Consider the following 20,561-nt stretch of genomic DNA (forward strand, 5'->3'; position numbering starts at 1 on the left):
AGACGAGGTTTCTAACCGCCGATTTCACTTAAGTTTACAGGAGTGGATTATAGACTAGCGATCGCTTCGGCAACTAGTTTAGAAACAAAGGGTAAAATATCCCGACTCTTAGCTTGCGCTTTCCCTTCAGTAAATACCACTAAGAGGTAAGGGCGCTGTTCTGGTAATTCAATATACGCGGCATCATGGTGAACTTGACTTGTCCAACCTGCCTTTGACCAAATTTGAGCATTTTCAGGGAGTCCACCGCCTAAAAAACCTGCTACCTGATCTTCCTCTCTGTCAGTGGGCAAATCGTTGAGATTACGTTTCAGTAAAGCCATCATTGCTTGCGATCGCGCACTTGAAACCGCCACTCCACCTACAATACTATGCAGTAGCCTAGCGATCGCATTTGTTGTTAACATATTACGATTTTCCAGTAACTCTCCCACAAATGCCCGTTCCCGTCCATAAGGGCTATCACTCCAAGTTTTTTGACAGACGTTTATTGTCTCCATTTCTTCCCAACCCAAAGATTGGTAATAGCGGTTAACAATATTACGTTGATATTTCCAGGTTTCAAAGGGCCCGGTTGGCAATTCTGGCCCTGATGTGGTACCACTCAGAATATCCACAACCAAGCTGGTAGCATCATTACTAGAATCTACAATCATATCCCGCAAGGCGCGTTCTAACTCTTTGGAAGTGTTAGTCATCCCTTTTTCTAGCCATTCGTTTACCGCCACCAGGTAAAATAGCTTGACTACACTGGCGGGATAAATCCGTTCAACACCACGATAAGTAAAACCACGGACTGGATGATCCCAAAAAGCGTTGGGAGTCAGCGCCCCACCAGTATTTACTCGCACTGGTGGATCGTAAACAACCCAAGTCAGGGCAATTTGATTACGGGCTAAGGTCGGAAATTCTGCCCAAGTTGCATCTAAAATGCCATTACCAAGATTTTCCAGTTGTTCGTCTTTATTAAAAAAAATCATTCTCCAGTAATGTCCTTTAATCTAAAATCCAAAATCCAAAATCCAAAATCAGGGGAGTATCAGTGTATTGCTGACCTTAATTTATATGATTCTCCTGAATGTACGCGTTTAGCAACTCAAGCTGCATCTGGGAGACATTTATGGGTAACATCAAATCACCAAAATTTAGCGGTTGAGGTGTATTTGTATGAAGATGACTATCCCGGATGGGTATCCCTTTCAGATTTTGATTCATTACAATCTGCTACTGTACATTATCAGGCTGCAACATTTTCTAAATCTGAGATTCAAAAACTGCTAGCAGAGGTCATCGCCTTTACCCAAAAAGCGATGCAACAATCCAATTATTACCTTTGGGGTGGTACGGTTGGGCCAAATTATGACTGTTCTGGGTTGATGCAGGCGGCGTTTGCTTCGGTGGGTATTTGGCTACCTAGAGATGCCTATCAGCAGGAAGGATTTACTCAATCAATTACTATTGCAGAATTAACAGCCGGGGATCTGGTATTTTTTGGAACTAGTCAAAAAGCAACCCATGTCGGGCTTTATTTGGCGGATGGTTATTACATTCATAGTTCTGGGAAAGATCAGGGCCGGGATGGGATTGGCATTGATATTCTCTCGGAACAGGGAGATGCTGTTAGTCAGTCGTACTATCAGCAGCTGCGAGGTGCTGGTAGAGTTATCAAGAGTTACGAACCACAGAGACGCTGAGGGCGCTGAGGCTTATGAGGAGTGGGTTGATCGATCAAGGGTTGAGTGAAGAGAATGGGACGATTTCGGCTATTGTCCCAGATGTTTCGGTGGTGCTGCCGATACATGACGAGGTGGAAAGTTTGCCGCTTTTACTAGAAGCGATCGCATCTACTTTATCTTCTAGTCAGATAAATTATGAAATCATCTGTGTAGATGATGGTTCTACAGATGGTTCTGGGGATTTTCTCAAAGAACAGGCGCAAATCCGCACAGATTTAAAGGCAGTGATTTTGCGTCGCAACTACGGACAAACTGCGGCGATGGCTGCTGGATTTTACTATGCAGTCGGTAAAGCGATCGTCACTCTAGATGCTGATCTCCAAAATGATCCGGCTGATATCCCCATGTTATTAGCGAAGCTGGATGAGGGTTACGATTTGGTCAGTGGTTGGCGGCAAAAACGCCAAGATGGTGCTGTAAATAGGTTACTTCCTTCCAAAATTGCCAATTGGCTAATTCGCCGTACTACTAGCGTAAATATTCATGACTATGGCTGTTCGCTGAAAGCATATCGTGCAGAACTCCTAGCAGATATGAACCTCTACGGGGAATTACACCGTTTTTTACCAGCTTTGGCGTACATTGAAGGAGCTAGAATTACTGAAGTACCAGTACGCCATCACGCCCGTCGCTTTGGTCGCAGTAAATATGGGATTTGGCGGACATTCCGTGTGTTGATGGATTTGTTAACCATCCTATTTATGAAAAAATTCCTCACCCGCCCAATGCATGTTTTTGGGCTGTTGGGTTTGGTTTCAATGGTTTCGGGAACTGCGATCGGAATTTACTTGACTTTCGTTAAATTGGCTTTAGGCGAGATGATTGGCAATCGCCCTTTGCTGATTTTGGCGGTTCTCCTGCTAGTAACTGGAGTACAGTTGTTTTGCTTCGGCCTTTTAGCAGAATTACTCATGCGTACATACCATGAATCCCAAGGACGGCCTATCTATCGCGTGCGAGAAGTAGTAGCAAAAAATGTTAAGTAAGGTAACAATAGTAGTCATTGGTCATTAGTAAATATTGGTTGACTCTAGACAAATGACAAATGACAAATGACAAAACCTTATTAAATTACATCTACCTTGAAAGCATTTAATACCTTTGACGCCGAACTGCGGCGCAACCTGCTGGTTTTATTTACAGCAGGTTTATTATTCTGGTCGAGCATATCTTCGCTCTTACCAACCCTACCGCTTTACATCGATAATGTGGGCGCAAGTAAGCAAGAAATTGGGATTGTGATGGGCAGTTTCGCCATTGGGTTATTGCTATCTCGCCCAATGCTGGGACGGTTAGCCGATGAACGCGGTCGAAAAATTCTCTTGTTGATTGGTACGATAGTAGCTGCGATCGCACCCTTTGGTTACTTGGCAACCCAATCTCTTGGGCTATTAATCTTGGTGCGGATTTTTCACGGCATTAGCGTTGCCGCTTTTACCACTGGCTACAGTGCCTTAGTCGCAGATTTAGCTCCCACTGAAACTCGTGGCGAAATCATTGGTTACATGACCTTAGCAACACCCCTTGGTTTAGCAATTGGCCCTGCCTTGGGTGGGTATTTGGAAGCTACAAGTACTTACGGGATATTATTTCTCTTCTGTGCCGAATTGGGTTTTGTCGCTCTCTTGGAGATCATACAAGTCACGAATCCGCCAGTGCAAACACAACAGCAAACTGAAGAAAAGGGTCGCAACTTTTGGCAAATTTTGGGCACTCCAGGGGTGAGAGTTCCAACAATAGTTATGTTGTTGGTAGGTTTGTCTCTCGGTGCTGTACATACTTTTGTGTCGTTATTCCTCAAATCCACCGATGTGGACTTCAATGGCGGACTGTTTTTTACAGCTGCGGCAATTTCTAGTTTTAGTATCAGAGTGTTTGCTGGTAAGGCAAGCGATCGCTTTGGTCGTGGTTTATTTATAACATTTGGTATTTTTTGCTACATTTTAGCGTTAATACTGCTGTGGCAAGCTCACAGCGTGATGTTTTTCTTACTGGCTGCGATCGCTGAAGGTGCTGGTGGTGGTACACTCATCTCCATGATGGTCACGATGATGGCAGACCGCTCACTGCCCAAAGAAAGAGGACAAATTTTTGCTATATGCATAGCTGGACTTGACTTGGGAATTGCGATCGCTGCTCCTCTTCTAGGTATCATCGCAGAACTTGTAGGCTACCGCGATATGTTTGGCTATGGTGCTGTGATAACTTCTCTTGCACTTATCCTTTTCCTCACCCAGTCGAGCAAAAACCTATCCAACTCCCTCCGCTTTGCACTAGGTCTAGCTCCAGATGCCTACGCCTTGAACAACCTAAAAGTTAGGAGTGATGAAATTTAACTCATCACTCCTAACTTTCAACTCTTAACTTTAAAAAACGGGCGAGGAGGGATTCGAACCCCCGACACCGTGGTCCGTAGCCACGTGCTCTAGTCCACTGAGCTACACGCCCTCACCGACAATCTATATTAACACGTTCTAACTAAATGGCGCAAGATAATTTTCCATCTAATTTTGCCAACTTAACCCATCTAGATCGCCAAGGACAGGCGCAGATGGTAGATGTGTCTGATAAAGCACCCAGCGTCCGCCAAGCAGTAGCCGCAGCCAATGTGCGGATGCTGCCAGCCACCTTCGCCGCCATTCAAGCCGGAAACGTCCCAAAAGGCGATGTGTTGGCAACTGCAAGATTGGCTGGGATTATGGCAGCCAAGCAAACAGCCACTTTAATTCCTCTGTGTCATCCGTTGCCTTTGCAAAAAATCGCAGTCGAAATCATACCCGATCCCAAACTACCTGGTTATCAAATTCAAGCCACAGTCAAAACCAAAGCTGAAACTGGTGTAGAAATGGAAGCCTTAACTGCCGTTTCTGTGGCTGCTCTGACTTTATACGATATGGCAAAAGCCTTAGAAAAGTCGATTCAAATCGAATCAATTCGTTTAATCAGTAAGAGTGGCGGTAAATCAGGAGATTATTCCCCGCCAGAGCAATAAGCTACTCTATTTCACTCCCCAATTATGGAAGATTATCAGGATCAATGCCGAGATTACGCAAATATGCTGCCAACTGTTCAGCGCGTTGACGTTCTTGTTTTAGCAATAACTCAGCCTGTTCAGCCCGTTGATTGAGTTCCAGGGAATTCAAAAATCTCTGTCCATCTGGACGGTAAATTTCTAACTCTCCAAGGCCCGTTTGAAATCTAATTCCTAAGCGGGGACTGAGCCAACCATCCATTTGCCATAGCTTATTCAAATGGTTGTTTTGCCGCAACCAGCCGTTTAGTTGAAAACTTTCAGGGTCGTATAAATAGTATTCTTCAACACCATAAGTATCGTAAAACTCCAGCTTACGCTCCATCTCCTTGGTATCATTACTATAAGAAAGAATCTCAAAGATTACTTGCGGTGGAATATTATCTTCTTGCCACTGACGATAAGAATGACGTTTTCCCTTTGGTCTACCGAAGACAACCATCACATCAGGTGCAGTGGGTGTAATCAGCCGAGAACGGACGGGATACCAGAGCAAATCTCCTGCAATCAAAACACGATCATTATTAGCAAACAGAATCTCTAAATTCTCCTTAATCAGGACAATCCAACGATATTGCTCTGTATTGTCTGCCATTGGTTTGCCGTCGCTATCTGGATAAAGGAGATCGGGGTCTATTTGCTCAAAGATCGTCATAGGATTTAACCCACAGGCTCTTGACTTCCAGTTCAATTATGACTGGTTGTAAGGGTCTAATAGCAACCAATGCCACAAAAACCTTAGAATGAATAGGGTCTATTTAAATCTGTAACAAATATTTATGCCTCCTCGTTGGCCTCGCAAACCCGATCGCAAAGACCCTGATTACCGCAAGATCGATGACCGGATGAATTTTGCCGTGCATGTAGCGATCGCTGCTACTATCAATTCTGGGTTATGGTTTTTCCACATCTTGAAAAGCACTACTTGGGAGTGGCTGCCTTGGGTGACTTTAAGTTGGACAGGAATATTGTTGGTGCATCTGATTTATATTAGTGCGATCGCTAACTACACCGAAACTCCGCCAAAATCCACCTGAAGATGGATTACTCATGCTGGGGCGATTGTAACCTCTGGTAGTAGGATTAGGCTGTTAATTGAGCCATAATGTAAAAAAGCCTGAGATTTCGCACTTTTTCTTAATTTAGGGTTATTTTTATGGCTAAGACTAACACCACAGAACTACTAGAAGCCCTAGCAGCTGAAATTGGCGAAAACGTCTACATAGACGTTGCCAAATGGCATCTTTATTTATCTAATGCCAAACTGCATACAGTTGTTGCCGAGCAACTGTATCCCTTAATTACTTCCAACGCTGTAAATGAAGACCGAGTTTTACAAGTCTTGGCATCGATTCCAATAAAAATTGGCGGCGGGAAACGTGAAATTCCCTTAATCGATTTACTACCCCTGCAATGCCAAGTGAATTTAGTAGATATTCTAGAAAAATATCAACGTGATTTCTAATCGCTAAAACCAAGATTATTTTAGTTGGACAATTTTATTAATCAGCATTCCCTGATTCGATTTTAACTTCGATATTAGGTATATATTTGCTGTATTTATTTTACAAAAATGAACTCCACAGATACACACAGATGAATCTCGTCTAATTTATGTGTAGATATCTGATAAAAATTTCCTTTAACTAAGGAATCTCCGCGTTCAAAATCGGTTCACATTTGAGCGAGGCGAGTTTATTTTAAGACTCGCTTTGAACATTCATGCAAATTCATTGAGGCAATTTCTATGCTTTTACAAGTCAAAGATAGTGGCGAATTGGTAAAGATTGTTGAGATTCAGGAATTAATTGACCCAAATAATGATGTTGTTCACGCAAAAGACCAAGAAGGTCAAGAAGAACAGCAACCTGAAAGTTTTAAAAAAGAAAATCTCGTTTTTCCTTCAGGTGAAGTTTTACCACGCTGTTGGTTAGATGCTAACTATAGACACGACAACGCTTAATTATTTTCAAGTCACTTGAGTTAGAGGGTTCATGTAGTAATTTTCAGAGTGATTTGTTTGTAGCAAACGGCTCCAACACCGCTTTTCCTAATTATTTACACATCCCCGGCTTCTTAAAGAAGCCGGGGATGTGGCTTTTCACAAAGAATTTATGATTGTTATATATATCTATGTTCCAGATGATGATGCAGCTTTTTCTCCTACTGTCACCGTTTCATTCTGCTGAAATTTAGGGAAAAATGTCTTAACAATCCAGTCAGTCAAGATGTGAGATAGTAATCCCATAGGACCAGCAAACAAACACAGTGCAAGGGAGTGAATTGTCCAAATACCTGTTTTTTGCCCTTCCCAATAAATCCAGCGACCGACAAATAAATCCATTACTAAAAAATGAATCCAACCCGTTGCAGCAGCCGTTTCATCTGTAAAAAATCGAGCAATATCGGCTAATTGGGGATTCGATAAAGCTTGAGCATTTTCTGGCGTAATGCTGTTGATAAACAAATACACATACGCCCCAGCTAACAGCACAAAAGGCAAATATGATGACATAATCTGCCGTGTAACTTTCCAATTTGGCAATAAAATCATCAATGCCCAAAAAGGCAAGACAAAAAGATTGGCAACGTTAAATAGTTGAGAGATAGTCATACTTTTGTAAAGTGTGGAATTAACTAATGATTCATAACTCGCAACTTTCCGAAGATAAATCCCGACAAATTTTACAAAGTCTGGAATCTGGGTATGTTTATAAAGCTACAAGTTGTGATTCGATTTCGGAAGACTTCAAATCACGACCGATGAAAACTAAGCGGGTTTGCCGTGCCTCTTCGGGCTTCCAGGGGCGATCGTAAAATTTATCAAATCGGGTTCCCACGCCTTGCATCACTAAGCGCATGGATTTATTTGGCACTGCCACAAAGCCTTTAATCCGGTAAATTTCTTGTTCTTGTGCTAATTTTTCTAACTCCTGTTGCAGCTTTTCTGGATCAAAGGTACGATCCAAAATTAAATTAGTTGAGATAATTTCTTCGTCGTGATTGTGGTCTTCTTCTGTATCGTGATGACTAGGACGAGAATCTAAATTGTCTTCGACTGCGGCTTGGAATCCTAATAATATAGATGCATCTAGTTGAGAACCATTGCTCTCGACAATCTTCACCACTCTGGGCAACTCTTGCTTAATCAATTCCTCAACTCTAGCTTTTGTCTCGGCATCTACCAAATCAATTTTATTTAACACCACTAAGTCTGCACAAGCAAGTTGGTCTTCAAACAGTTCTTGCAAGGGTGTTTCGTGTTCTAGACTATCATCTGCTTGTCGCTGGGCTGCGATCGCATCTAGATCGCTAGCAAATGTTCCCGCAGCTACCGCCGCACAATCTACCACGGTAATTACTGCATCCACAGTGGCGGCGTTGCGAATTTCTTGCCAACGAAAAGCCTTTACCAATGGTTTTGGCAACGCTAAACCAGAGGTTTCAATCAAAATGCAGTCGATGCTATCTCGCCGCTTGATTAACTCTTGCATCATCGGGTAAAACTCTTCCTGCACGGTGCAGCATAAGCAGCCGTTAGTTAATTCAAAGATATTACTGTCGCCCTCACCATCTTCCGGGCAAACTTGACAGGATTTTAATAATTCGCCATCAATACCGAGTTCGCCAAATTCATTGACTATAACGGCAATACGCCGTCCTTGATTGTTTTGTAGCAGGTGGCGAATTAGGCTGGTTTTTCCACTACCTAAGAAGCCTGTAATCACTGTGACAGGAATTTTCGTAGCCATATTTTTGCCTGATGTCCTCAGTATGGTAAGTTTTACGCATTACAAACTTAAATACTGAGATTAAGCTTGGTTTGAAGATTGACTTAGTTATTTTAAGCTGAAAGTCTATGGTAAGCCTGAAAATTTTGGCGCTACTGTTGAGTTGAGGTTTAGCTGAGATATTGCATCTGCCCAATCTCCTGCCAGAGAATTTATTCTCTGTCTAATAGCTTAAATCCCTGCCATCAACGAGTTTAGTCCTCTTGAGAGGACTTTCGCTATTAGCCATAGTGTTTCTAACCTATGGCGGGTTTTGAAACTGGTGTAATATTTGAATTTGGTATTGATTAAACATAATTGAGGGGCAATCTCCCCATGCTTGCTTTCACCAATAAAAAGCAGTCACAAGGCTATTGCCCCTAAACATTTTGAGCGTCAATCGCTCTTTCCCCAGAAACAGCTATGAATTATCTTTCATCAGGCTATCTGAACTTATGACTCCACACACCATACTCCGCAATCTCAACACAGTTACTCAGCTGTGACGAGTTCAGTACTGCCGCGTGTACGACGCCGTGTGAGGCTATTGTAAAGCATTACCCCGATAGCCTTAATCAAATTGCCTTCCAATTCCTGGAACATCTTCATGTTCGTGCCAAAGGCGGCGTTAGCTTCATCAACGATGCGATCGGTGGTAGCATCGTCGAGGGGTAATTCATCCAAAGTTTGACGATATTTGGCTTTGAATGCCTTCTCGTCAGGAATCTCTGGAAACTCATAAAAGGCTGTTCCTTGTCCATCAGACAAATTCATCGCCGTTACAGCAATATTCTTGAGAATTTGTCCCCCGGATAAGTCACCCAAGTAACGAGTATATGAATGAGCTATCAACAGTTCCGGTTCTGTGGCAGATATTTCTCGGATGCGCTTTACATAAGCTTCCCCTGCGGAAGATAGTTTGATTTGCTCTCGCCAGTTAGCACCAAAGTAATAACCCAAGTCTTGCTCTAGGGTATACTTGCGGTTTAGCTGAGGAAAGTTAATTTTAGAAAGAATTGGATGCTGGCTATGCTTCTCCATTTCCTCTTCCATCGCTGAATAGACGAAGTAGAAATTAGCAACAAGTTTCCGGTAAGAGTTTTTCTCGACTACTCCTCTTAAAAAGCACTTGACAAAACCTACATTTTCTGCCATTGTGTGGGCTTTCTTAGTGCCTACACGTAGTTTGGTTGCTAAATTGCTGCTCATACTAAATTTCTCAACTTTAAAAAGTTAACTGTCGGAGTTTAAATTCACTAACGGCTAAAAAAGCCATTAAAACGTTACCTTAAAACTATTTGATGAGGATTTATATTAAAATTTTTTAAGTCGCCATATTTTTGTATTTTTTTATACAAAAATGACGGTAAGAGGATATAACTTTGCATTCCGGTGTTTTGATTTTTTTGTTGTTATTAGCTGAATTTTGCTTTGATTCTCAGCTCTCCTGAAAAACACTTATGATTAAACACACGCAACATTTATTACAGCTTGTTCTTGGTTAGTAGCATTGCAAAGTGTGAACTAATCCAGATAAAAATCAAGATTAAGGTTGAGGGCATACATAAAAAGAATAATTAGCTAAAATGTGGAAGCTTTATTGATAACGTAAAAACCAATACTGACTTTATCAAAGATTTACAATAACATCGGCATAAATTACGTATTATTACGTAATAGTAGCTTAATCTAGAATGAATTTCTAAAGAGAAAAAGCATGTCGAAATTGCTGAATAAAGTCTTAAGTGCTGTTTTTCAGTGTGATTGTGTGGAGTGTTTAAAAATATGGTTTCATCTATAACTCGGACACCGGGCATTCCGGGGGATTCTGCTTCCAAAGTTGATGCATTGAGCAAAGGGATTGAGAGCAGTTTTGCACTGAATTTAATTCCATTACCAGCAAATCCCTTATTTGGTACAGATGGAATTCGCGGACGAGTCGGAGAATTACTAAATGCGCCCCTAGCATTGCAAGTTGGTTTTTGGACAGGGATTGTTTTACAAAATCATGCTACTCAAGTAGGGCCAGTCATTCTCGGACAGGACTCCAGAAACTCCAGCGATATGCTGGCAATGGCTTTGAGTGCAGGGTTAACAGCAGCAGGATTAGAGGTCTGGTATTTGGGATTATGTCCCACTCCTTGCATTGCCTATCTGACCAGCATCAGTGATGCCATCGGCGGAGTGATGATTTCTGCCAGCCACAATCCCCCAGAAGACAATGGTATTAAGATTTTTAGTGCCAATGGTGGAAAGTTACCGCAAATATTGCAGGCAGAAATTGAAGCGGGACTGCGTGGCCAAATATCACCTATTGCTATCAGTAATTGCGGACGGCATTACTCACGTTTGGAGTTAGTCGGGCATTATAGCGAGGCATTGAAAAAACCCTTGAACGGTGCCCTAAATCTTCAGGGAATGAAGATTGTCTTAGACTTGGCGTGGGGAGCAGCAGTCGGGTTAGCACCATCAGTATTTACAGAAATGGGGGCAGAGGTAATCTCCTTGCATAACGAAGCAGATGGCGATCGCATTAATGTTAACTGCGGTTCCACGCACCTAGATATTCTTGCAGCCACAGTACAAGAACACAACGCCGATATCGGCTTTGCCTTTGATGGCGATGCTGATCGCGTCTTAGCAGTAGACAATACTGGCAGGCAAGTTAACGGTGATTACATTCTCTACTTATGGGGACGACACTTACAACAAAACCAACAACTGCCAGACAACCTGATTGTATCTACAGTTATGGCTAACTTAGGCTTTGAGAAAGCTTGGCAAAAAATTGGTGGTAACTTAATTCGTACCGCAGTCGGCGACCAATACGTACAAGCCGAAATGTTGCGGACTGGGGGAATGCTGGGTGGCGAACAATCAGGTCATATTCTTTGCCGTCATTATGCGGTAACTGGAGATGGCTTATTAACAGCATTACACATAGCATCTTTGGTGAAAGAGGCGGGTGTTCCCTTTAGCGAATTAGTAGATCAAAGCTTCCAGACCTATCCGCAATTGTTGCGAAACGTGCGAGTTGTCGATCGCGATCGCCGTTTAGGATGGCAAGATTGTCAACCTGTGCAAGAAGCGATCGCTCTTGCTGAAGCTGCAATGGGTGATTCCGGCAGAATTTTGGTTCGCGCCTCTGGTACAGAACCAGTAATCAGGGTTATGGTAGAAGCTGCCAATGCTGAACTTACCAACTACTGGACAAATGAATTAGTTTCAAAAGTCCAACAGCATCTGATGGACTAAATTAGGTATTATCTAAGCTTTTAACAAGCGCCAATTTTACGTCACAGCTTCTACTAATGACCAAAGCTGGTTAATTTGTAGAAGCTGTGACATTTGTATTTGCATTGTTAGATCATGCCCGATTTATTACTTGTCAACAAAACTCACCGCGTCAAGATAATCAGTCCTGGCGTTCCTCTGAACGTGTTATTATTTATTTCGAGATTCTTAGCTATATATTCTAAGATAATATTATGCTTATTTTTGTTATCCCACTCAAAAGTGCAAAAGTTTCCAATTCCTGGGAACGTGTTACACAATTATTTGAAAGATGCATTAAATCAGTTTGCAATCAAACTTCACCAAACTTTCACGTTATTGTTGTTTGTCACGAAAAACCACAAATAGAATTCACTCATTCTCATATCACATATATTACAGTTGATTTTTCCGCTCCCAACGAAACTAACCCTGTAGCAAAAGGAGATACAGATAAAGGGCGTAAAATATTAAAAGGATTGATTTATGCTCGTCAATTTTCTCCCACTCACACTATGACAGTTGATGCTGACGATTGTGTTAGTAAAAATCTAGCCAAATTTATTAAACAATATCCCGATTCTAATGGATGGTTTATAAATAAAGGTTATAAATATCAAGAAGGTAGTAATTACATATATATTAAAAGAAATAATTTTTATAAAATGTGCGGCAGCTGTAACATTATCCGATATGATTTCAATGATTTGCCTGAAGCCGCAGAATATAATCGTGGCTATGGATACTATAGATATTATATAGACCACGCTAAAGTCAGAGATATTTTAAATAATAGAGCAAAACCTATTAAATCATTACCATTCCCAGGTGCAGTTTATATATTGGATACAGGAGAAAATCTTTTTGATAATTCAAAAAGATTAAGATTTAACATTTTTAATCGCAAATTATTAAATCAATCAGTTATGGATGAATTCGGATTGTATGGCTTACAGCAATCCAGAGAAGTTTGTCAACTATAATATATTTCCCTGAGGGTGATAGGCTACAGCACCATTATGCCGAAAAGACAATCAAAATCCCGACCATCTAAAAACTCGAAAAAGCAGGCTAAAAAGGAAACTTTTACCCTTAACCTCAAAGAACAGTTAGCTCAAAAACGCAAAGCAGGCCAAGCACGTAAAGAACTCATTAGTTTACTGACCACCGCCACCTTTGGCGGTGTCTTCATTGGCATTGTGCTTTTTTTCGTAGCTGGAATTAAAGCAGCAATCTCTGGTGTCTTGGGGATAATTATCATATCCCTTTCCTACAAATACCCGCGTCAAGCGCTATATACCTTCATCATTTATGTACCTATTGGGGGTACTATCACCTACTATTTGGGCAATAATCCCATACTCCAATTAGCTAAAGATGCCTTTTATGTTCCAGCCTTAATTGGACTTTGGCAGACTTGCCGTAAACAGGGGCTACCCCTAATTATTCCCCAAGGCATTAAAATTCCACTTTATATTGTTTTAGGTTGTAGTCTGCTAACACTATTATTTGTAAATGGTGGACAGCAGTTTAACCCGCCTAGCGTGGGATTATTGGAAAAAGCACCCCAAGAAATACCATTAGGTATGGGCATTCTGGGACTAAAAGTATTTTTAGGCTATGTCCCCTTGATTGGTTGTGCTTACTATCTAATTCGTGATAAACGGGATTTTCTATTTTTATCGCGCCTCCAGATTGTCCTAATACTGATTTGCTGCGTGCTGGGATTTATTCAATACCTGTTACTACTAACTGGTGTATGTCAAGGCACTAGAGGTCTTGAAGGAAATGCCCTATTTGTCACATCATTAGAAGCCCGGTGTTATTTTGGTGGAGCGCTCTTATATAGTCCCGAAGAAGGAGTCATTCGCCTACCAGGGACATTTGTAGCTCCTTGGCAGTGGGCATGGTTCTTAATTTCTAGCACCTTTTTTACCTTTGCCACCGGCTTCACCGACCCCTCCCTAATATGGCGGCTGGTCGGTTTAGGTTCTTTAGTGACAGTCTTTATCAATGCTGTAATTTCTGGACAGAGAATCGCCTTAGCTTTAGTACCAATCTGCTTCGGGATTTTGCTATTGCTCACTGGTCAAATTGGCAACCTTAAACGATTTATTCCCATAGGTATAGGACTTGCCCTAGTTCTGGGAATAGCAATAGTGACTAACCCTGCTGTCGTCCAAGAGAGAACCGAGAGTTTTACAGGTCGATGGGAGGCTTCACCACCTCAAGATTTTATCGTTCAGCAATTTCAAGAAAATTGGAAAAACGTAGACGGCCCATTAGGAAGTGGCTTAGGTCGAGCAACTAACTCTGCCCGCGTAATGGGTCAAACTAAGCTAGTGGAAACCTACTATCCCAAAGTACTTTTTGAAGTTGGAATTATAGGAGTGCTAGGTTTTCTGGCTTTGGTAACAAGTTTAACAATTATTAGCTTTAAAACCTATCGCTCCATAAAGAACCGTAATTTCCGCAGTTACGGAGCAGCTTTGTGGGTGTTTATATTGTTTATTAGCTACAACACCTATTACTATCCTCTGGATGTTGATCCGGTTGCTGTCTATTATTGGTTTTTTGCGGGAGTTCTTTTTAAATTGCCAGAACTGGAGAAACAAGATATAGAAGATGCTAACCCTGAGCAAAAAAATAAGAAAAAACGTCTAAAAACAATTTAAATTAAAGAAAAATGGCAAAAGTTATCATAGTAGGTCAAAAGCACCTCAGTATTCCAAATTTACCTCGTAATTCTCGACATATACTCATCCGTCCCAAGCCTTTCCCCACAGGCAGATATCCTATAGAAAAAATTTGGTATCCTTTAAGCAGCTTTTTTGCGTGCCAACCTGTATGGGGAAGATACCAAGCTATTCATTCTTTCAACAAAATTTTATATACAAACAAACCTTGGTTTATCACCTTTGAGGATCATCGTTTTTTATATAGAAATCCTCAAAATCAAGGTGAAGCTGCAATTTATGAATTGTTAAATAATCGATTAGCACTAGAAAATTGCCAAAAACTTATAGCTATCTCAGATTATGCCAAATTGAGATTAATTAAGCGGATAGAAGGTTGGAAGATAAAAGAAAAAATAAGTAAGAAATTGGATGTAATCCATCCAAGCTTTCCAGTAAGGGTTAACGAATCGAAACTTTATCATCAACAGCAAAACCTCCAGCTTATATTTATAGGAAATCACATTGCCCGCAAAGGCGGAGTTGTTGCTTTAAGACTTGCTAAAAAAGCTGAAAAATTAGGTTTACCTATTACTCTTCATATAATTTCCGATCTGGGATATGGTTCAGGAGTTCCGACGGATTTTCCTGATAAAACCAAATATGTAGAGGATTTAAAGTTATTGGATTTAAATAATGTTGTCTTTCATAAAAATCTTCCTAATGACAAAGTTATTGAGTTATTATCGCAAAGTCATTTTCAATTAATGGCGACATTACATGATACTTATGGTTATAGTATCATTGAAGGTTTTTCTGTTGCAACTCCTGCAATTACAACGAATGTATGCGCTTTACCAGAGTTTATTCGTCATGGCGAAAATGGCTATATTTTAAACTTACCAATTAATGAAATTAGGCACTGGAGCAATTGGATGTATGAAGAAAAAACTAAAACTAATGAATATTGGGAAATTTTAAATAGCACTTATGATTATTTGGCAGAGCAAGCATTGCAACAAATAATTCAATTTCTTGATAGAAGTGATAAGCGAGAACATTACGAATTTTTAAGTGCCGGAGCGTTAGCTCAAGCACAAATTGTGCATAACTCTGAAAAGCAAAATGAGTTATTTGATGAGCTTTATGCAGTAGCGGCGGGAGGATAAAGAATTTTTAGCTATTGACTGAATTTAAATTAAGGCAATAGTAGCTTATTTAAGTAAATGAAAACTAATTTTTATAAGGTTATTATCAAAGTAGAAAAATCACTTAATAAAAATCATGGATAATTGGCCATTAATTACTGTGGTTATCCCGACTTATGGTCGGGAGGAAGCCCTACGGGATAGTATTGTAGATGTTTTGAAACAAGACTATCCAAATTTTGAAGTTTTAGTGGTAGACCAAACCGCAAAACACCAGCCAGAAATTCAAGCCTATCTAGAAGAGATGGCGGGGGCAGGTAAAATTAAGTGGTTGCGCTTAGATTGGGCAAGTTTGCCAGGAGCGCGGAATTATGCTGTGCGGCGGTCATCTGGTGAAATAATATTATTTATTGATGATGATGTTCAGCTAACCCCAGGATTGTTAGCAGCCCATGCGAAAAATTATCTACAAAATCCAGAGGTGGGGGCTGTAGCCGGTCGGGTATTTGACAGAATGAAATTGGGTGATTCTGGAGGAGATTTAGAGATTGAATATCTGCCTCCCCAAGCTATGGACCCAGGAATTGCTTGGTATCATATTGATTTGGTACATACCATCAAACCCCAGCAAGTACTGACAGCGAGGGGTTGCAATATGTCATTTCGCCGCGAAATCTTTACTAAGTATGGGCTTAGGTTTGATGAGAGGTTTCGCGGTAGTGCTGTGCGCGAAGAGTCAGATTTTTGTTTGCGGGTGCGACAGACGGGGTATAAAATTTGGTACGATCCAGAGGCCCATTTGGTGCATTTAGGCGAAGAAACAGGGGGTTGTCATGATATTAGTATGCGATCGCTCAAATATCAACTCACCTTTTATCACAACCATTTCCTACTAGGGCTGAAAAACCTTACTGCTACTCAAGCTTTACGCTTATACGCCCGTTTATTTGACTGTCACGTTCTCGGACACCCACCTTGTAACAAAAGCGGTTCGCCCATCAAAATTGCCACTCGCGCTATTTTCTACACTTTGGGTTTTTTCAAAGCCTTGGGTACTGTAATTCAATCACTATGGAACGATGGTCAAATTTACAGCCGTTTGGATGAACAAGTTTAGTTAGAGTTAGGAGTTAGGGACTTCCAAAGGATAGCTGACAAAGAATAAATATTAACTAATAAATATTAATGAAAATATTAGTTGCTAGTCACACTTATATCGTAGACCTCAACTGTGAAAAACTACGTGCTTTATCTCAACTAGAACCGGGAATTGAAGTAACAGTTGTAGTCCCAAAGCGCTGGAAACCCGGTGGTGTACAAAATAGAATTATTGAAACTGAATACCGTGATGAAGGCACATTTAAAATAGTTCCCGTTTATAATTTTAGTCAAAATCATCAGGGACTCCTTACCTTTGGTGCTGATTTAATCTCTTTGTTAAAAGAATTTCGTCCTCAAATCATCCAAGTTGAACAAGGATCTAGGGGGCTAGCTTATACTCAGATGATTGTCTTAAATCAGCTGTTAGGACTCAAGGCAAAAAATGTATTTTTTACTTGGTGGAATTTACCATATCATCTGAAATTACCAGTTGCTTTATTAGAAAAATATAACCTCAATCACAGCCACGGCATTATTTCTGGCAATCAAGATGGAGCAGAAGTTTTGCGGCAACGGGGATATAAAGGGGCAATTAAAGTTATGCCACAACTGGGTATAGATGAAAGTTTATTTACTCCCAAAGCTCAACCAGACTTAGCAGCTAAGTTGGATATTAAAAAAGAAGATTTTATTGTAGGTTTTGTTGGACGATTTGTGCAAGAGAAGGGTTTATTAACGCTTTTGCAAGCCTTAATCACTTTGAAAGATAAACCTTGGAAATTACTTCTACTGGGACGAGGAGAGTTACAAAGTCAATTAATCAAAATCGCGTCAGAAAACAATATTGAAGAACGATTAATCTTGATAGAAAGTGTTCCCCACGATGAGGTTGTAAGCTATATCAATTTAATGAGTACTTTAGTACTGCCTTCAGAAACAACTTACAAGTTTAAAACCTTAACTTCTGTTGGCTGGAAAGAGCAATTTGGTCATGTGCTAATTGAGGCGATGGCCTGCCAAGTACCTGTAATTGGTTCTGATTCTGGGGAAATTCCCTATGTAATTGGTGATGCTGGCTTAGTATTCCCTGAAGGTGATGTTCAAGCTCTTGCTAATTGCTTAGTTCAATTAATGAATAAACCAGATTTTGCTCATACTCTTGGTGAAATGGGTTATCAAAAAGCAATGATTCAATATACAAATAAAGCTTTGGCTAAACAGCAATTAGAGTTTTATCAAGAGTTGGTCGTTAGTCATTAGTCATTGGTCATTAGTGAATGATAAAGGACAAATGACGAAAGATAAAAGAAAAATGACAAATGACAAAAAAATGAAAGTGTTACAAATTGTTCCCTCAATTTCTCTAATTTACGGTGGGCCGAGTCAAATGGTACTTGGATTAGCTCCAGCGTTAGTAAAAGAGGGAGCGGAAGTTACAATTCTCACAACTGATAGTAATGGAGATAACGGTCAAGCACCCTTGGATGTTCCTTTAAATCGCCCAATTAAACAAGATGGCTATGAAATAATTTACTTTCGTTGTGCCCCATTTCGTCGCTACAAATTTTCCCTAGATTTATTAAACTGGCTAAAACGTCATGCTCACGAGTTTGACATAGCACATATTCATGCTCTATTCTCTCCTATAAGTAGTGCTGCTGCTATTGTGTGTCGTCAGCAAAAGCTACCTTATATTTTCCGTCCTTTGGGTACTCTCGATCCGGCTGATTTACGGAAGAAAAAACAATTAAAACAGGTTTATGTCGCAATTATAGAACGTCAAAATTTAGCTGGTGCGGCAGCTATTCATTTTACCAGCGAGCAAGAAGCTAAAATATCAGAAAGATTTGGAGTATCTACGCCAGATTTGGTAATTCCCTTGGGTGTGATTCCGCCTCAATCACCCGTTAAAAATTTATGTAATCAGTTAGAAATACCAGAGAATGTACCTTTAGTATTGTTTATGTCACGAATTGACCCGAAAAAAGGGTTAAATTTGTTGATTCCGGCGCTAGAGAAGCTGTTAGCGGTTGGTTATAAGTTTCATTTTGTCTTAGCTGGGACAAATCCTCAAGATCCAGATTATGAAAAAAAGATAATATCCCAAATTCAAAATTCACCACTGCGATCGCACACTACAATTACTGGCTTTGTCACTGGTGAACTCAAAGTTAGTTTACTACAATCTGCTGATTTATTTGTCTTACCTTCCTACTACGAAAATTTTGGGATTGCTGTAGCTGAAGCAATGGTAGCAGGTGTACCCGTAGTCATTTCTGACCAAGTGCATATTTGTCAACAGATACGTGATAGTGAGTCGGGTTGGGTAGGTGCAACAGATATTCAAGTACTGGTAGAGTTACTGCAAGAAGCTTTGGAAAATCCCGCAGAACGCCAACGACGGGGATTAAACGCCCAAAAATATGCATTGGAAAATTTTAGCTGGGATGCGATCGCAAAGCAAACAATCAAAGCCTACCAAAAAATTCTCACAAACAAATGAATTTAAGCCAACGCAGACAACAGCAGTTTTTGCCAAATAGGTGCTAGAACCGTTTTGAAAAGAAAATGGGATAGGGGACAGCAGCACCTAAAATCGGCATCAACCAGGGAACTCCAAAAACAAAACTCGTAGTTGTGCTGAAGATAACACTAATAACCAAAAAGATTAATATCATCATAAGTAATTTAAAATTAAAAAATAATAAACATATTTGTAGTCTTTATTCTCACTATTTGCTTTAGAGAAATTAAGTTTTAATCAGTATATGAGCTTTTGACAATATTGCATCTATGCGACGACAGGTTTTCGTAATTCTGCAATAATGTGGAAATGTTGCAACTTAATAAGTTTAGACGTGCAATGGCTTGTAGTCAGCTATCGCCCTGATACTTGCAATTCTCTATATAAAAAAAACCTGTAGGTAAAGCATAATAATTTAAATCATATATGTGTACTTTAGTCAATAGTTTTTATGTCTGTCTCGTTCCTTATCCGAGAGCGCTGACAACCTAAAATTTTGTTTCAAACCGCTAAAGTCCGATTGGGGAATAGGGGTTTTATGTCATGATGGCAAAGTAGAACACGTATGATATTTTAACTACAGGGAATCTCTCATGGCTCTCCGTCTAGGTGACACAGTACCCAACTTTACGCAAGCCTCAACACACGGCGACATCGATTTTTACCAATGGGCAGGTGACAGCTGGGTTGTGCTGTTCTCTCACCCTGCTGATTTTACACCTGTTTGTACAACAGAACTCGGCACAGTTGCCAAGCTCAAACCAGAATTTGACAAGCGCAATGTCAAAGCGATCGCACTCAGCGTTGATGACGTAGAATCTCACAAAGGCTGGGTGGGAGACATTGAAGAAACTCAAAGCACCACTCTCAACTACCCAATTTTGGCGGATGCGGATCGCAAGGTTTCTGAGCTTTACGACATGATCCACCCCAATGCTAACGCGACTGTGACAGTGCGATCGGTTTTTGTAATTGACCCCAATAAGAAACTCCGCCTGAGTTTCACCTATCCTCCCAGCACGGGACGCAACTTTGATGAAATTTTGCGGGTGATTGATTCTCTGCAATTGACTGATAACTACAGCGTGGCGACACCAGCTGACTGGAAAGATGGAGAGGATGTAGTAATTGTCCCCTCGCTGAAAGATCCAGAAGTACTCAAAGAGAAATTCCCCAAAGGTTACGAGGAAATCAAACCCTATCTGCGGATGACTCCTCAGCCTAACAAGTAAATCTGAGAATGATTTCTGATAAAAAGCAAGGGCGCAAAGTTATATCTTTGTGTCTTTGTTTTTTTTTGCGT

General features: G+C 40.6%; 20 protein-coding genes and 1 tRNA gene. 15 read left to right on the top strand and 6 right to left on the bottom strand.

From position 1 onward, the window contains the following. Positions 1–47: 47 nt before the first annotated feature. On the bottom strand, positions 48–980 hold the full coding sequence (locus LC608_RS20520) for a serine hydrolase (protein ID WP_229555273.1): 933 nt from the start codon (positions 978–980) through the stop codon (positions 48–50). Positions 981–989: 9 nt separating this feature from the next. On the opposite strand from LC608_RS20520, the gene LC608_RS20525 reads away from it, so the two are divergent. The 3 genes from LC608_RS20525 (at position 990) to LC608_RS20535 (ending at position 4,072) form a co-directional block, all read left to right on the top strand. After that, on the top strand, positions 990–1,694 hold the full coding sequence (locus tag LC608_RS20525) for a C40 family peptidase (protein ID WP_229555274.1): 705 nt from the start codon (positions 990–992) through the stop codon (positions 1,692–1,694). Between the two features lie 14 nt (positions 1,695–1,708). Next, on the top strand, positions 1,709–2,722 hold the full coding sequence (locus LC608_RS20530) for a glycosyltransferase family 2 protein (protein ID WP_229555275.1): 1,014 nt from the start codon (positions 1,709–1,711) through the stop codon (positions 2,720–2,722). A gap of 96 nt (positions 2,723–2,818) precedes the next feature. Next, positions 2,819–4,072 (top strand): MFS transporter, encoded by a 1,254-nt coding sequence (locus LC608_RS20535; protein ID WP_229555276.1) that lies wholly within the window; start codon positions 2,819–2,821, stop codon positions 4,070–4,072. A gap of 38 nt (positions 4,073–4,110) precedes the next feature. On the opposite strand, the gene LC608_RS20540 is transcribed toward LC608_RS20535, so the two are convergent. Beyond that, positions 4,111–4,184 (bottom strand) — tRNA-Arg (locus LC608_RS20540). Positions 4,185–4,218: 34 nt separating this feature from the next. On the opposite strand from LC608_RS20540, the gene moaC reads away from it, so the two are divergent. Continuing rightward, the gene (gene moaC / locus LC608_RS20545) at positions 4,219–4,728 is read left to right on the top strand and encodes a cyclic pyranopterin monophosphate synthase MoaC (RefSeq protein WP_229555277.1); all 510 of its coding nucleotides are present in this window, start codon (positions 4,219–4,221) and stop codon (positions 4,726–4,728) included. A gap of 22 nt (positions 4,729–4,750) precedes the next feature. Here the strand turns inward: moaC and LC608_RS20550 are convergent, their stop codons facing one another. Then, positions 4,751–5,422 (bottom strand): Uma2 family endonuclease, encoded by a 672-nt coding sequence (locus LC608_RS20550; RefSeq protein ID WP_229555278.1) that lies wholly within the window; start codon positions 5,420–5,422, stop codon positions 4,751–4,753. Positions 5,423–5,546: 124 nt separating this feature from the next. Between LC608_RS20550 and LC608_RS20555 the strand changes: the two genes are divergently transcribed. The 3 genes from LC608_RS20555 to LC608_RS20565 all read left to right on the top strand — a co-directional run bounded on the left by LC608_RS20555 (position 5,547) and on the right by LC608_RS20565 (position 6,730). Further along, complete coding sequence (locus tag LC608_RS20555; RefSeq protein WP_229555279.1) at positions 5,547–5,804, top strand: 2TM domain-containing protein; 258 nt, start codon at positions 5,547–5,549, stop codon at positions 5,802–5,804. Positions 5,805–5,923: 119 nt separating this feature from the next. Further along, positions 5,924–6,232, top strand: coding sequence for a DUF3181 family protein (locus LC608_RS20560; RefSeq protein WP_229555280.1), 309 nt, complete (start codon positions 5,924–5,926; stop codon positions 6,230–6,232). A gap of 282 nt (positions 6,233–6,514) precedes the next feature. Continuing rightward, the gene (locus LC608_RS20565) at positions 6,515–6,730 is read left to right on the top strand and encodes an acetyltransferase (RefSeq protein WP_229555281.1); all 216 of its coding nucleotides are present in this window, start codon (positions 6,515–6,517) and stop codon (positions 6,728–6,730) included. Positions 6,731–6,898: 168 nt separating this feature from the next. Here LC608_RS20565 and LC608_RS20570 read toward each other — a convergent pair whose 3' ends face one another. From LC608_RS20570 to LC608_RS20580, 3 genes are all read right to left on the bottom strand, one after another. Further along, positions 6,899–7,381, bottom strand: coding sequence for an ABA4-like family protein (locus LC608_RS20570; RefSeq protein ID WP_229555282.1), 483 nt, complete (start codon positions 7,379–7,381; stop codon positions 6,899–6,901). A gap of 97 nt (positions 7,382–7,478) precedes the next feature. Next, positions 7,479–8,519, bottom strand: coding sequence for a cobalamin biosynthesis protein CobW (gene cobW / locus LC608_RS20575; protein WP_229555283.1), 1,041 nt, complete (start codon positions 8,517–8,519; stop codon positions 7,479–7,481). 510 nt (positions 8,520–9,029) lie between these two features. Further along, positions 9,030–9,746 carry a heme oxygenase (biliverdin-producing) gene (locus LC608_RS20580; RefSeq protein WP_229555284.1) on the bottom strand — a complete coding sequence of 239 codons (717 nt, stop codon included), beginning with the start codon at positions 9,744–9,746 and terminating at the stop codon, positions 9,030–9,032. A gap of 576 nt (positions 9,747–10,322) precedes the next feature. Here LC608_RS20580 and glmM point away from each other — a divergent pair. The 8 genes from glmM to LC608_RS20620 all read left to right on the top strand — a co-directional run bounded on the left by glmM (position 10,323) and on the right by LC608_RS20620 (position 20,490). Further along, complete coding sequence (gene glmM / locus LC608_RS20585) at positions 10,323–11,792, top strand: phosphoglucosamine mutase (protein WP_229555285.1); 1,470 nt, start codon at positions 10,323–10,325, stop codon at positions 11,790–11,792. Positions 11,793–12,025: 233 nt separating this feature from the next. Then, positions 12,026–12,793, top strand: coding sequence for a glycosyltransferase family A protein (locus LC608_RS20590; protein ID WP_229555286.1), 768 nt, complete (start codon positions 12,026–12,028; stop codon positions 12,791–12,793). A gap of 36 nt (positions 12,794–12,829) precedes the next feature. Then, positions 12,830–14,485 carry a hormogonium polysaccharide biosynthesis protein HpsL gene (hpsL, locus tag LC608_RS20595; RefSeq protein WP_229555287.1) on the top strand — a complete coding sequence of 552 codons (1,656 nt, stop codon included), beginning with the start codon at positions 12,830–12,832 and terminating at the stop codon, positions 14,483–14,485. A gap of 11 nt (positions 14,486–14,496) precedes the next feature. Beyond that, positions 14,497–15,654 carry a glycosyltransferase family 4 protein gene (locus LC608_RS20600; RefSeq protein ID WP_229555288.1) on the top strand — a complete coding sequence of 386 codons (1,158 nt, stop codon included), beginning with the start codon at positions 14,497–14,499 and terminating at the stop codon, positions 15,652–15,654. Positions 15,655–15,769: 115 nt separating this feature from the next. Continuing rightward, the gene (gene hpsN / locus LC608_RS20605) at positions 15,770–16,750 is read left to right on the top strand and encodes a hormogonium polysaccharide biosynthesis glycosyltransferase HpsN (RefSeq protein ID WP_229555289.1); all 981 of its coding nucleotides are present in this window, start codon (positions 15,770–15,772) and stop codon (positions 16,748–16,750) included. Between the two features lie 68 nt (positions 16,751–16,818). Further along, positions 16,819–17,994, top strand: coding sequence for a hormogonium polysaccharide biosynthesis glycosyltransferase HpsO (hpsO, locus tag LC608_RS20610; protein ID WP_229555290.1), 1,176 nt, complete (start codon positions 16,819–16,821; stop codon positions 17,992–17,994). 70 nt (positions 17,995–18,064) lie between these two features. Then, positions 18,065–19,237 (top strand): hormogonium polysaccharide biosynthesis glycosyltransferase HpsP, encoded by a 1,173-nt coding sequence (gene hpsP, locus LC608_RS20615; protein ID WP_229555347.1) that lies wholly within the window; start codon positions 18,065–18,067, stop codon positions 19,235–19,237. A 614-nt stretch (positions 19,238–19,851) separates the two neighbouring features. Next, positions 19,852–20,490 carry a peroxiredoxin gene (locus LC608_RS20620; RefSeq protein ID WP_114085723.1) on the top strand — a complete coding sequence of 213 codons (639 nt, stop codon included), beginning with the start codon at positions 19,852–19,854 and terminating at the stop codon, positions 20,488–20,490. Positions 20,491–20,561 lie beyond the last annotated feature (71 nt).

The sequence above is a fragment of the Nostoc sp. XA010 genome (assembly GCF_020829625.1).
In the GTDB taxonomy this organism is placed as follows: Bacteria; Cyanobacteriota; Cyanobacteriia; order Cyanobacteriales; family Nostocaceae; genus Nostoc.